This is a genomic window from Microbulbifer sp. ALW1, from assembly GCF_009903625.1.
GTDB lineage: Bacteria > Pseudomonadota > Gammaproteobacteria > Pseudomonadales > Cellvibrionaceae > Microbulbifer.
In genome coordinates, this window is sequence record NZ_CP047569.1 from 2,883,830 (window position 1) to 2,896,490 (window position 12,661).

Genomic DNA, 12,661 nt, shown 5'->3' on the forward strand with positions numbered 1-12,661 from the left:
AATTCAAATGCTGAATAAAATCAACTGGAGCATCGCCATTCCGATCGCGCTGATCGTGCTGGCTTCGCTTTTGTCCAGTTGGCTGTTGCGGGAAAAGCCAACCATGCAGCGAGCTGAGCGCAAAGCGCCGCCGCTTACCGTAGAAGTCGCGCGGGCGGAATACGGCCAGTTTCCCCTGGTAGTGAAAGCCCTGGGTAAAGTGAGTGCGCGGGAGCTGGTGGACCTGCAGCCTCAGGTGGATGGCCGGGTAGAGTGGCTGGATTACGACCTGGGGCCGGGGTCGACCCTGAACGAGGGGCAGCCGCTGGTGCGCATTGAGCGGGAGCCCTACGAACTTGCGCTGCAATCGGTGCGCAGTACCCTGGCAGAGCGGCGTGCGGAATTGCAGCAGGAGCAGGGTCAGCGCCAGGTCGCACAGGAAGAATTTGAATTGCTCGGTACATCGCTGCCGGGTGCTGATCAGTCCCTGGTATTGCGCGAGCCGCAGCTGGCGGCGGCCCGCGCGCGGGTGGATGCGGCAGAGGCGCAGGTAAAGCTGGCGCAGCGGGATCTGCGCCTGACTCGCATTGCTTCACCATTTAACGCCTTGCTGGTATCCCGCAGCGTGGATGTGGGTGACCGGGTTGCTCCGGGCACAATCCTTTATAGCCTGGCGGGTGCCGACAAATTCCAGATCGAAGTGGAAGTGCCGGCGCGCCAGCTGCCGCAGTTGAAAACCCCCAGTGCGGAAGTACGCATCCGCGGCAGCCAATGGCCGCAAGGGGTTTATCGCCAGGGTCGTTTTGTGCGTGTGATCCCGGTACTGGAAGAGCAGGGCAGGCTCGCCCGCGTACTGGTGGAGCTGGACGATCCCCTGGGCATTGCCGATCCTGCACGCCCGCAACTGCTGCTGAATGATCTGGCGCGCGTGGAGATTACCGGCCGCGCGGATGGCCAGCAGGTGCGTATTCCCCTGACGGCGCTACAGGACGGCGATATGGTCTGGGTGGTGGTCGACGGAAAAATTCATATCCAGCCGGTCAAAGTCGCGCACTTTAACGAGGAGTTCGCGGTGCTGGAGCGGGGGAACGCGGGCGGGCTGCGCGGAGGTGAAACCCTGATAACCACTCGCCTCACCAGCGTGACCGAAAACATGCCGGTACGTGCGGCAGGGCAAGTTCCTGGTGCCAAATCCGGACGCCCGCAGCGCAGTCCGGCAGCAGACCAGAAAAAGTCCGAGCCGCCAGAATTGCCCGATCCACCCCGCAAGGCCGGTACCGATGGTGAACGCGGATGAGTACTAGCGAGAGCAATAGCAACCTTCCGGGGCGCGGCAAACGGGCGCGGATCGATACCAGTCACGGCGCCATCGCCTGGATGACCCACAACCACGTTACCGCCAACTTGCTGATGCTGGTGTTCTTGATCGGCGGCCTGATCTTTTCATTTTCCATCAAGAAAGAAGTGTTTCCCGAGTTCAGCCTGGACATGGTCTCGGTAAACATTTCTTACCCCGGGGCCAGTCCGGAGGAAGTGGAGCGTGGCGTGTTGGTGCCTGCGGAGCAGGCGGTGACGGGCCTTGAAGGTATCAAGGAGCTGCGCGGCAGTGCGGGCGAGGGTAGTGCCAACCTGACACTGGAGCTAGATGAAGACGCCAATGCCAATAAAGTATTCCAGGATGTACAGGCCGCCATTGATCGGGTCAGTACTTTCCCGTCAGATATCGAACGGCCCCAGGTCAGCCTCGCCGAGCGCAAGCGCGATGTGCTGGATCTGGTGATACACGGCAATGTGGATGACCGCACCCTGCGGGAATTTGTGATGCAGGTGTACGACAAGCTGGAAGCCCACCCGGATATCACCCAGCTGGAAGCCTACGGTGTCCGCGATTACGAAGTCGCGATCGAGGTGGATCGGGATGACCTGCGTCGCTATAACCTGTCGCTGCCGGATATCGCGCAGCTGGTGCGCAACGCCGCGGTGGATGTGCCCGCCGGTGGGGTCAAGTCCCAGGCCGGAGAGATACTGGTGCGGGTGACCGAGCGCCGGGATTGGGCGCGACAGTTCGGGGATATTGCCATTGCCCAGAGCGAAGGCGGCGGTACCGTACGCCTTCGGGATATTGCCCGCATTCGTGATGCGCTAGTGGATGAACCGCGCAATATGGTGTTTAACGGCGAACCCGCCGCAGGTATCGATGTTTTCCGGATCGGCGACCAGACACCGATGAGCGTCAGTGATGCCACCCACGAAGTGCTGGCGGAAATCCGTGAGACACTGCCGCCGGGAATCCATGTCAGTGTGCGCGACGACGACTCTGAAATCTTCAAGGAGCGTCTGTCGCTACTGCTTAAAAATGGTTTTATCGGCCTGCTGCTGGTGTTTGTGGTATTGGGGGCCTTTCTGGAATTGCGCCTGGCCTTCTGGGTAACCCTCGGCATTCCCATCAGCTTCCTGGGCGCCTTGCTGTTCCTGCCGGCGATGGATATCTCCATCAATATGGTGAGTATGTTCGCGTTTATTATCGCCCTCGGGATAGTGGTGGACGATGCGATCATTGCCGGTGAAAACATTCACGAATGGCGGCAACAGGGTTACAGCAATTTTGAAGCCGCGGTGGCAGGGGCTCGCCAGGTTGCGGTGCCGCTGACGTTTGCCATTCTCACCAACATTGTGGCGTTTATCCCGCTCACCGAATTGCCCGGCTTTATGGGCAAAATCTTCGGTGTCATTCCCTTTGTGGTGGGTACGGTGTTTGCGATTTCCTGGGTGGAAGCGTTATTTATCCTGCCCGCTCACCTGGCGTATTCCAAGCGTGGGCATAAAAGCCGGACGGCGCGCCGCTTTGCCGCGCGGCAGAAAATGATCGCGCGCAGCCTTGATCGCTTTGTAGAGAAGCGCTTCAAGCCCTTTCTCGATCTCTGCGTTCGCCACCGATATATCACCATCGCCATTTCCGTTGCCATCCTGATCGTCATGATTGGCTATGCGGGCAGCGGGCGCATGGGCTTTACCCTGATGCCCAAAGTGGAGCGGGATTCCGGCCGGGTGCAGGTCACCTTTCCCCCCGGCACCGCCGAGGCGCAATTGGATCGCGCGCGCAAGCAGATTATGGGCGCCGCGGACCAGATACTGGAAGAGACCGGCCGCGAAGGCTTTTTTATCGGCATGCGCGGCCTGATTCGCGATGACCAGGTGCAGGTGGATGTTTACCTGACACCCGGTGACCAGCGCACCGTGGGCACCGGCGAATTTGTACGTCGCTGGCGCCAGGCGGTGGGCCCGGTTCCCGGCGCGCTCAGCTCGACGTTTGCCAGTGATCGCGGCGGCCCCGGCGCAGGCCCGGCACTGACCGTGGAGCTGCGCCATACCGATACCGATCTTCTGGAACAAGCGGCGATGCAGCTGGCGGATGCACTGAAAGGTTTCCCCGCGGTGGGCGATATCGACGCCGGTGTTTCCCAGGGCAAGCGCCAGCTGGATCTGACGTTGACCGACACCGCAAAAAGCCTCGGCCTAACCGCCGAGGATATTGGCCGGCAATTGCGCGCGTCGCTGTACGGCGCCGAGGCCATGCGCCAGCAGCGGGGGCGCGATCAGGTCAAGGTGATGGTGCGCCTGCCGGAAGAAGAGCGGGTAACACTGGATGATGTACACAGCATCATGATCCGCGCTGGCAACGGCCTTTGGCTACCGTTGCCCGATCTGGTGGAAATCGATCAGGGGCGCGCTTACGCGACCATCAATCGCCGCGAGGGCCGCCGGGTAATGACGGTGACGGCCAACGTGGAGCCGGCGGACCAGGCAGCCCTGGTGATCAACGAACTGGACCAGACGGTAATGCCGCAGCTGCGCGGGCAGTATCCGGGGCTTTCGATTTCCTACGAGGGGCGTCAGGCCGATGAGCGCGAGGGGCTATCCTCGCTCGGGCTGACCTTTACCCTGACCCTGGCGGTACTTTATTTTCTGCTGGCGATCCCACTGAAAAGTTATATTCAGCCGCTGACGGTGATGGTGGCGATTCCATTCGGGGTAATCGGTGCGCTACTCGGGCACCTGGTGATGGGCTATGGCCTGAGTATGGTGAGCCTGCTGGGGATGGTGGCGCTCGCGGGAGTGGTAATCAACGATACCCTGGTGATGATTGAATACGGCAACCGCCTACGGGAGCAGGGGACGCCAATCACCGACGCCATCAAGGCCGCCGCCGCCCGCCGTTTCCGGCCGATCATTCTCACGACGGTAACCACCTTTTGTGGTTTGATGCCGATGATTTTTGAAACATCGGTACAGGCGAAATTCATGATCCCGATGGCGATTTCACTGGGCTACGGGATTCTTGCGGCCACTACGATTTCATTGTTGCTGGTGCCTTGCCTGTACTTGATGTTCTCCAAGGATATTCCAGCTGCCTTTGGTTTTTTGCTTTCCAAGACTCGCAAAAGCACTGTAACACCGTAAGGGTCTATATATTTGTGCCGATAGCGAAGTGCACTGCTTCGATGCGAAGGCGAAGTGCCGGGGATGGGTTTTGAAAAGCGTCGGCGACAGGGATGTCGCCGACGCAGCGTACAGGGATGTATTTACAGCGGTTTTGAAAACCCATCCCCGGTGCTTGGCCGCCACTGTGCCGGCTTGAAAACCACTCAGCCAACTCAATCCCGTCGCAGGTGATCCTTGATGGCAATGGGGTTGGGGAAGTTCAGCACCACGATGTAAGACGATACCAGGAAGGTAAGAATCGCCGTCGCCTGAATCAGGTGGGAAGCGGCACTGCCAATCAGCTGCTGACTCATCGCCAGATACGCGATCAACAGTGAAAACTCGCTGATCTGCCCCAACCGGAATCCAATATCCCACGCCAGAATCGTCCGTTCGCTCTGTTGCCCCAGCAGATAGCGGAACACCACCGGTTTGATCGCAAGTACCGCAACAGCAGCAACCACCGCGGGGAAGGCGATTTCCGGCACCATGTCCAGGTGGAATTGCGCCCCCAGACTGAAGAAGAACAGGATCAGGAAGAAATCCCGCAGGGGTTTCAGGCTGATGGCGATGTACTGGGAGATGGGGCTGGTGGCAAGGGTGATACCGGCGATGAAGGCGCCGATTTCCCGCGACAGGCCCATGACTTCCGCCAGTTCCGCCAACCCCATACACCAGCCCAGTGCCAACAGAAACACGTATTCGTGGAAGCGGTCGAACCTGGCCAGTAGCGGCTGGAGTATGTAGCGCACGGCGCCCCAGGCAAAGGCGATCAGCAGCGGCAGTGCGGCAAATGAGATGCCCAGGCGGGTGAAGTCGACGGAGCCGGTGCTGCCACTTAGCAGAATCATCAGGCAGGTGATGGCGACGAAGTCCTGGAACAGGAGCAGGCCAACCATCATTTCCCCCAGGTGTTTGTGGTGCAATACGGTGGTGGGGAGGAGTTTGATGCCGATGATGGTGCTGGAGAACATCATCGCCATGCCGATGACCCAGGATTCGGTGTCGGTGAAGCCGAAGACTCGGCCGATGGCGTAGCCAAGCCCGAGAAATAGGGCGCAGCTGATAAGGCCGACGAAGGTGGCTTTGCGCAGCACCGAGATGAGTGCTTTGGGCTGCATGTCGAGCCCGAGCAGGAATAACAGGAAGATGATGCCGATGTTGGACATTTCGGCCATCAGGTTGACGTTGTCGATGATGGCGAAGCCGGAGGGGCCGAGAAGTACGCCGAGGGCGATGTAGGCAACCAAGAGCGGTTGGCGGCCCCACAGGGCGAGCGATGCGACAATGGCGGCGCCACTGAAGATCAGGAAGAACGACTGGAACAGGGAGGTCTCAGGCACTGCGCATCCTTGTAGCAGACTTGAAAAAATCGTAACCGGTGTCTGCATTATCGGCGCGGACACCGGTTATTTTCAACGTTCTATACGTTATAACTTAAACCAGCGCAGGTTTTCGCCTTCACTTGAGAGCACCGGCTGTTCGCATTTTGTACCCACAGGGTTTTCAAGCAAAGGCCGTGCCTGTTGTATGAACTCCTGCAGCGGAGTCTCAACTTTTGCCGGTGGCTGTTCATCGGCATCAAAACTCAAACTCAATGGCTCATCCGCCACTTCGCCCTGATAACGCCAGACGCCATGGCGGGTGTCGTACTGGTAGTAAGGCAGGATGCGATCGCCGAATTTCGCGATCAGTTCGATGGCGTCGATCAGGTAGTCCACGGTCTCTTCATCGAGGAAGTAGTTGAAGTTCAATCGAACCCAGCCGGGCTTCAGAATACTTTCACCTTCACTCACCAGCTTTTCAATGGCAGTGCTCTGTTCATCGGTCAGGTGCAGCAGGTGGTGGCCGTAGGGGCCGGCGCAGGAGCAGCCGCCGCGTACCTGGATACCGAAGAGGTCGTTGAGCAGGGCTACGACGAAGCCGTGATGCAGGGGTTTTCCTTCGTGCAGTATGTGCAGGGAAACGATGCTGACGCGCTCGGCTTCGGTGCCGCCGAGTATCTGGATGTTTTCATTGTTGCCCCAGCGGCTGAACGCGCGCTGGATCCAGGTGGCCTCGCGCTGTTCGATGACCGCGGCGCTGACCTGGTCTTTCAGCGCAAATGCCATGCCCGCGCGTACGGACTCGACGATGGCGGGGGTGCCGGCTTCTTCGCGGCGTTCGCCGGCAGGCAGGTAGGTGTGTCGGCCGGGGCTGACCCAGGAGACAGTGCCGCCGCCGGTGACGGCTGGTTGGTCTTGTGGCAACAGTGAGCGGCGCACGATCAGGATGCCCGGGGTGCCGGGGCCACCGACAAATTTGTGCGGAGAGATAAACAGAGCGTCTTTGCTGGCCAGTGCATCTTCGCCCTGAACGTCGATGCCCACGTAGGGCGCGGCGGCGGCGTAGTCCCAGAAGGAAAGGGCGTTGTTTTTGTGCAGCAGGCGAGTGACGGCATCGACGTCGGTGCGGATACCGGTGACATTGGAGGCGGCGGAAAAGCTGCCGATTTTCAGTGGGCGATCGGCGAATTTATCCAGCGCCTGCTGCAGTGCGTCGAGGTCGACACCGCCTTTGGCATCCTGGGGGATGGTGATTACTTCAGCGATGGATTCCCGCCACGGCAGGTCATTGGAGTGGTGCTCGTAAGGGCCGATAAACACCACAGGGCGTTTTGCCGCCGGGATTTCGCCGTTGCGGCCGCCGAAGCGCTCGTAGCAATCGGTGCGCAGACCAAGAGAATCAACTAAACGATTGACGGCGGCGGTAGCGCCAGCGCCGCAGAAAATAATCGCGTGGTCCTCACCTGCATTGACGGATTTGCGCACGGCAGCGCGGGCCTGCTCACGAAAGGCGGTGGTCTGGCGGCCGGTGGCTGAGGTTTCCGTGTGGGTGTTGGCGTACCAGGGCAGAACCCGGTTGCGAATGCTGTCTTCGATAAAGGTGAGGGCGCGTCCGGATGCGGTGTAGTCCGCGTAAATCAGGGGGCGCTGGCCGAAGGGCGTTTGCATGGGCATGCGTTCACCGATCACGCTGTCGCGGATACGTGCGAGTAGCTGCTCGGTTTCCGAATCGGCGGTGATGGCTGCGGTTTTAATGGAATTATTAGCGGACATGACAACCTCAATTGACTGCGCCCGCAGGGATCACCCGCGGGCGTTGCGTAAAACAGTAATTGAGCTGGTGTCATTCACCGGTTGGTATGGGCAGCTGCGTGGTGCTCTTGATCTGCTCCATGGCGAAATAGGAGGCCACGTCGGAGATTCCCGAGTGGGCAATCAGTCTTTTATAGAAGCGGTCATAGGCTGCCACATCACTGACCACGACTCGCAGTATGTAGTCGTAGTCGCCTGCCATGCGGTAGCAGTCTACAACTTCGGGCAAGTCGGCCATGGCGTGGGAGAAGGATTCCGCCCATTCCGCGCTGTGCTGGTTGGTTTTTACCTGGGCAAAAACCGAGACCGGCAGACCGAGTACCTCCGCGTCCAGCAGAGCGACTTTGCGGCGGATGATGCCGCTTTTCTCCAATTTCTGTATCCGGCGCCAGCAGGGGGTCTTGGTAAGGCCCACGCGCTCGGCCAGCTCTTCGATGGAGAGACTAACATCAGATTGAAGGATGGCAAGAAGTTGTCGATCAATCGCGTCGAGTGAGGACATAGTGCTACATATCTCCCGAAAACGCAGGGATCGGTTCCATAACTAACGCTTGGTTCGCTATCCGTTGCAACAAAATACCCCAGTGATTTTGAGCGATGCAGCCAGATCCGACGTGGGATCAGTTCCGAAGAACCCTTTGGCTGCACCCCTTGTGATGCCTGTAACGATAATCTCAGTAATGGGGTGTCAGTAGTGGAATTTTCTCTCGCGCTTTTCGACATCAAAAAAGCCGGGCAATGCCCGGCCAAGCAACAGGGGATTGTTGGAAAAATGTCCTGAGGCGGTCAGGCCGCTTCTTTGGGGGGGAACAGCGGCTCGAAGAGACCGGCGGCCATGGCTTCGCGTACCCGAGCCATCAGGTCGATCTCGGTCAGCTGTTGCAGGTCTTCCAGGTCGTTCAGTACGTAGTAGATGGGCTGGACGATATCGATCCGGTAAGGCGTGCGCAGGGTGTCGATCACCTCGAAGGGCGCGCGAGCGGGTGCATCACTCAGAGCGTAAAGGGTTTCCTTGGGCGAAGACAGAATGCCGCCGCCATAGATGCGCAGGCCGTCATCGGTTTTCAGCAGGCCGAATTCCACGGTGAACCAGTAAAGTCGTGCGAGGTAGGCGCGCTCTTTGGGGGAAGCCTTGAGCCCCAGCTCGCCGTATTTCTGGGTGAAGTTGGCGAAGGCCGGGTTGGTGAGCATGGCGCAGTGGCCAAATATCTCGTGGAAAATATCCGGTTCCTGCAGATAGTCGAATTCTTCCGGGGTGCGGATAAACGTTGCCACCGGGAATTTGCGCTCGGACAGCAGGCGGAAGAAGGTTTCAAACCCGATCAGTGCCGGCACCCGGGCTACTTCCCAGCCGGTTTCCCGGCGCAGTACGCTGCTGATTTCGTCGAGCTGGGGAATGCGGTCGCGGGGCAGGTCGAGCAATTCCAGGCCGTGCAGGTATTCGTCACAGGCCCGGCCCGGCACGATTTCCAGCTGGCGCTCGATCAGTTGTTGCCAGGTCTGGTGCTCCAGCTCGGAGTATTCGATAAAGCCGTTGGCATCGGGCTCGCGGGCCACATATTTGCTGGGCTTTTTAGTGCCGGAATTGTTCATGGCTACCTCCATCGTTCAGCACCGGCGAGTCTGGTATTCAGTGTCACCGTAATGCTGTGTCTGTTGTTTTTATTGGTGCAGATATCTCTTCTCTATTCTTAGACACCCTGCGCTGACAATGGCAGGTCCGCAGTGGCAGATCTTGTGGTTGCGGCAGGCGAAGCGCTAGACTTTCTGTAAAGAAATATTTACAGGCGAGCCATGCGTATCGAAATAACCTGCAGCAATCGCGTAGGTATCCTGCAAGAAATCATGGGGATCTTTTCCGAATATCGGGTGAATGTTGCGTCGGGTGAGCTGGGTGGCGACAGTGGTGACAAGGTCTACCTGTCCGCCCCTGGCCTTCTGGTCACGCAATTTCAGGCCATCGAAAAATCCTTGCAGCGGGTGCCAGGGGTGCGTTCGGTGCGCCGTATTGCCCTGATTCCGTCGGAGCGGCGCCATTTCGAACTGGATACACTGCTGCGGCACGTGGCGGAACCGGTGCTGTCGGTGGATCGGGATGGGCGCATCATCGCGGCCAATCTGGCGGCTGCGCGGGCGCTGGGGGTCAGTCTCGGTCAGGCACCGGGTATGCAGTTGCAACGTTTCCTGCCCCGCTTGCAGCTGAAAGAGCTGTTACGGGGTTTTACGGTACCGCGCTATGGCTTGCCGGTTTCAGTGCGGGGCCGGGCTTATACCCTCGACTGGTCCCCCATCGCGCTGGCCGATGACCCGGGCGCTGTGGCCTCGCTGGCGGGGGCGGTGATTACCTTGCAGCGACTGTCGGCGGAAGAGGGCGAACCGCAAGAGCGTCCCGAGCCCCGGGTGCTGTGGGATCTCGACAAGCGGCGTGAGGCCTGTCTGAAGTTGCAGCAACTGGCGCCACTTGAAGAGCCGTTGCTGATCAGCGGGGAGGCCGGCAGTGGCAAAACGACCTTTCTGCAGGCGGCCTATTACCTGTGTCCGCTCGCGGAAACTGGCCAGCTCCGGTACTTGTCCGGTCGCCAGCTGGATCAAAAGGTGTTGCGTGATGCGGCGGCGCTGGGCGGTGATGCGGTGGTGCTGATCGATGATCTGGAGCAGGCACCAGACGAAATACAGCGCTTGCTGGCCGAACATCTCCTGCGCGGCGCCATGCCGCCCCGGTTGATGGTTTCTGCCGCTTCCTCAATTTCCCTGATCCCGGCTTTGCGCCAATTACTGCTCAACCAGATCACTTTGCCGCCGCTACGTAGTATGCGTCCAGCGATTGCCGACTTTGCACAGTTGATACTGGCAGAGACCGCCGGCGCCGCAGTTGAGCTGGATGATGCGGTCCGTCAGGTTTTGATGTCGCTGGACTGGCCGACCAATTTACGCGGGCTAAGCGCCCATTTGCAGGGTGCTTTGGCGCATGCAGAAGGCGGCGCAAATCAGAGTGCCCGGAGCAACGTCATCAGCCTGGCAGACTTGCCTGCGGCCGCCATGGCAGAGCAGTTACCTTGGCAGGACTGGGGGCGCGGGCTGACCCTGCGCCAGCGGATGGACAAGGTCGAGCGGGCCATTCTGGAAGAAATGTTACAGGCGCTGCCCGCAGGCCAGCAGTCGACAAGAACGCTGGCCCGGCAGCTGGGTATTTCCCACACTGCCGTTGCCAATAAGCTGCGTAAATACGGACTGGGCTAGGCTGGATCGGTTAAAGAATACTGGTTAGTTTGGCGTATTGTCGGGGCCTAACGCTTGATATTGCCCAGCAGTATGTCCTTGAACATCACAAAGTCACCCCACAGGGAGTAGAAGGGATTTTTGAAGGTGGCCGGGCGATTGTGTTCGAAAAAGAAATGCCCCACCCAGGCAAAACCGTAGCCAGCAACAGGCAATACGGCGAGCAATAGCCATTGTTGTGTAATGACCGCGGTGATGAGCAGGCCAATTACCAGCCCGGTGCCCACAAAGTGCAGACGTCGACAGGTCAGGTTGCTGTGCTCCCGCAGGTAGTAGGGATAAAACGCCTTGAAAGAGTCAAACCGTGGCGCGTCTTTTTGAGTTTCAGGTTCGGTCATTGCGCTGTCCGTCATCTCGCTATCCTGTTATCTGGTGTTATGGATTATTTTCGGGCTCTCCAAAGTGTACGTTGGTCAGTGGTTTAGACCAATCAGTTCGCAATCTGTTATTGTTCGCCCGACGCATTTTGTGATCACAATATCGTGCGTCAAAAGTACCCCAAAAACTCTCTCCAGTCGTAAAGCAAAGGCGGAAACATGGCCGGTCCATTAGCCCATCTCAAAGTTCTCGATCTCAGCCGGATTCTGGCAGGCCCCTGGGCAGGGCAGGTACTGGCGGATTTTGGAGCGGAGGTGATCAAAGTAGAGCGGCCCGGAACGGGGGATGATACCCGCCACTGGGGGCCTCCCTATCTCAAGGACTCGTCTGGGCAGGACACCGCGGAGGCGGCTTATTACCTGAGTGCCAACCGTGGCAAGAAGTCCATCACCGTGGATATCACTCGGCCTGAGGGGCAACAGCTGATTCTGGAACTGGCAAAACACTGTGATGTGGTGCTGGAGAACTACAAGGTGGGCGGGCTCAAGAAGTACGGGCTTGATTACGCTTCGGTCAAGGCGGTGAACCCGGGGATCATCTATTGCTCCATCACCGGCTTTGGCCAGACGGGCCCCTATGCGAATCGCGCTGGCTACGATGCCATGATCCAGGGCATGGGAGGCCTGATGAGCCTGACTGGGGTGCCCGAGGGCGAACCCGGCGCCGGACCGCAAAAAGTGGGTGTGGCCGTTGCCGACCTGATGACAGGCATGTACGCGGTTTCCGGTGTTTTGGCCGCGGTTATCCATCGCGACCGAACCGGCGAAGGGCAGCAACTGGATCTCGCGCTGCTGGATACCCAGGTGGCCTGGCTTGCCAATCAGGCGCAGAACTACCTGACGTCGGGCGTAAGCCCCCAGCGGCAGGGAACGGCACATCCGAATATTGTCCCTTATCAGGCCGTGCCCGCGAGTGACGGCTATTTTATGCTGGCAGTTGGCAACGATGCGCAATTTCAGAAGTTCTGCGCCGTCGCCGGACTGGATACGGTGGCGGTGGATCCGGCTTATGCCACCAACAACGCCCGGGTAATGGCCCGGCAAAAGCTGGTGCCTGTTATTGAAGCGGCCACCCGCAAAAAACCGGCAGCCTGGTGGTTGGAGCAGCTAAGTGCTGTCCACGTGCCCTGCGGGCCCATCAACGATCTGGAGCAGGTGTTTGCCGATCCGCAGGTGCAGGCGCGAGGCATGGTGGTTGAGCAGCCGCACCCAACGGCGGGCAGGGTAAAGACGGTGCGCAATCCCCTGGAGTTTTCTGCTTCGCCGCTGGCTTACGACCAGCCACCGCCTGTATTGGGCGAACACACCGGTGAAGTACTGCGCTCGACCCTGAAGTTGAGTGAAGACGAGGTAAAAGCGCTAAACGCACGGGGCGTGATTTAATCAATGGCCGAGGTAAGTAATAGG

Annotated in this window: 9 protein-coding genes; 4 read left to right on the forward strand and 5 right to left on the reverse strand. The window is 59.1% G+C overall.

Going from position 1 to position 12,661, the window contains the following annotated elements:
- Positions 1 to 7: 7 nt before the first annotated feature.
- Positions 8 to 1,276 (forward strand): efflux RND transporter periplasmic adaptor subunit, encoded by a 1,269-nt coding sequence (locus GRX76_RS11985; protein ID WP_160153529.1) that lies wholly within the window; start codon positions 8 to 10, stop codon positions 1,274 to 1,276.
- Entirely contained in the window at positions 1,273 to 4,440 is a 3,168-nt protein-coding gene (locus tag GRX76_RS11990; RefSeq protein ID WP_160153530.1) for an efflux RND transporter permease subunit, read from the forward strand. The genes GRX76_RS11985 and GRX76_RS11990 overlap by 4 nt, the downstream gene beginning before the upstream one ends.
- A gap of 194 nt (positions 4,441 to 4,634) precedes the next feature.
- On the opposite strand, the gene GRX76_RS11995 is transcribed toward GRX76_RS11990, so the two are convergent.
- The 4 genes from GRX76_RS11995 to phhA all read right to left on the reverse strand — a co-directional run bounded on the left by GRX76_RS11995 (position 4,635) and on the right by phhA (position 9,191).
- Positions 4,635 to 5,804: a cation:proton antiporter gene (locus GRX76_RS11995; protein WP_160153531.1), complete on the reverse strand. Its 1,170-nt coding sequence runs from the start codon at positions 5,802 to 5,804 to the stop codon at positions 4,635 to 4,637.
- A gap of 87 nt (positions 5,805 to 5,891) precedes the next feature.
- Positions 5,892 to 7,559, reverse strand: a complete 1,668-nt coding sequence (locus tag GRX76_RS12000) for an aminotransferase class V-fold PLP-dependent enzyme (protein WP_160153532.1) — start codon at positions 7,557 to 7,559, stop codon at positions 5,892 to 5,894.
- 70 nt (positions 7,560 to 7,629) lie between these two features.
- A complete protein-coding gene (locus GRX76_RS12005) occupies positions 7,630 to 8,100 on the reverse strand; it encodes an Lrp/AsnC family transcriptional regulator (RefSeq protein ID WP_160153533.1) in 471 nt (156 codons plus the stop codon).
- A gap of 284 nt (positions 8,101 to 8,384) precedes the next feature.
- Positions 8,385 to 9,191 (reverse strand): phenylalanine 4-monooxygenase, encoded by an 807-nt coding sequence (phhA, locus tag GRX76_RS12010; RefSeq protein WP_160153534.1) that lies wholly within the window; start codon positions 9,189 to 9,191, stop codon positions 8,385 to 8,387.
- A 201-nt stretch (positions 9,192 to 9,392) separates the two neighbouring features.
- Here phhA and GRX76_RS12015 point away from each other — a divergent pair, with 201 nt between their 5' ends.
- A complete protein-coding gene (locus tag GRX76_RS12015) occupies positions 9,393 to 10,838 on the forward strand; it encodes a TyrR/PhhR family helix-turn-helix DNA-binding protein (protein WP_160153535.1) in 1,446 nt (481 codons plus the stop codon).
- A gap of 47 nt (positions 10,839 to 10,885) precedes the next feature.
- Here the strand turns inward: GRX76_RS12015 and GRX76_RS12020 are convergent, their stop codons facing one another.
- A complete protein-coding gene (locus tag GRX76_RS12020; protein WP_160153536.1) occupies positions 10,886 to 11,230 on the reverse strand; it encodes a DUF962 domain-containing protein in 345 nt (114 codons plus the stop codon).
- 183 nt (positions 11,231 to 11,413) lie between these two features.
- On the opposite strand from GRX76_RS12020, the gene GRX76_RS12025 reads away from it, so the two are divergent.
- Positions 11,414 to 12,637: a CaiB/BaiF CoA-transferase family protein gene (locus GRX76_RS12025; RefSeq protein WP_160153537.1), complete on the forward strand. Its 1,224-nt coding sequence runs from the start codon at positions 11,414 to 11,416 to the stop codon at positions 12,635 to 12,637.
- The last annotated feature ends 24 nt before the right edge of the window (positions 12,638 to 12,661 follow it).

Bases quoted from the DNA above. Each gene is read 5' to 3' on its own strand.
- GRX76_RS11985 (WP_160153529.1), top strand. From the start codon at position 8: ATGCTGAATAAAATCAACTGGAGCATCGCCATTCCGATCGCGCTGATC.
- GRX76_RS11990 (WP_160153530.1), top strand. From the start codon at position 1,273: ATGAGTACTAGCGAGAGCAATAGCAACCTTCCGGGGCGCGGCAAACGG.
- GRX76_RS12000 (WP_160153532.1), bottom strand. From the start codon at position 7,559: ATGTCCGCTAATAATTCCATTAAAACCGCAGCCATCACCGCCGATTCG.
- GRX76_RS12005 (WP_160153533.1), bottom strand. From the start codon at position 8,100: ATGTCCTCACTCGACGCGATTGATCGACAACTTCTTGCCATCCTTCAA.
- phhA (WP_160153534.1), bottom strand. From the start codon at position 9,191: ATGAACAATTCCGGCACTAAAAAGCCCAGCAAATATGTGGCCCGCGAG.
- GRX76_RS12015 (WP_160153535.1), top strand. From the start codon at position 9,393: ATGCGTATCGAAATAACCTGCAGCAATCGCGTAGGTATCCTGCAAGAA.
- GRX76_RS12020 (WP_160153536.1), bottom strand. From the start codon at position 11,230: ATGACGGACAGCGCAATGACCGAACCTGAAACTCAAAAAGACGCGCCA.
- GRX76_RS12025 (WP_160153537.1), top strand. From the start codon at position 11,414: ATGGCCGGTCCATTAGCCCATCTCAAAGTTCTCGATCTCAGCCGGATT.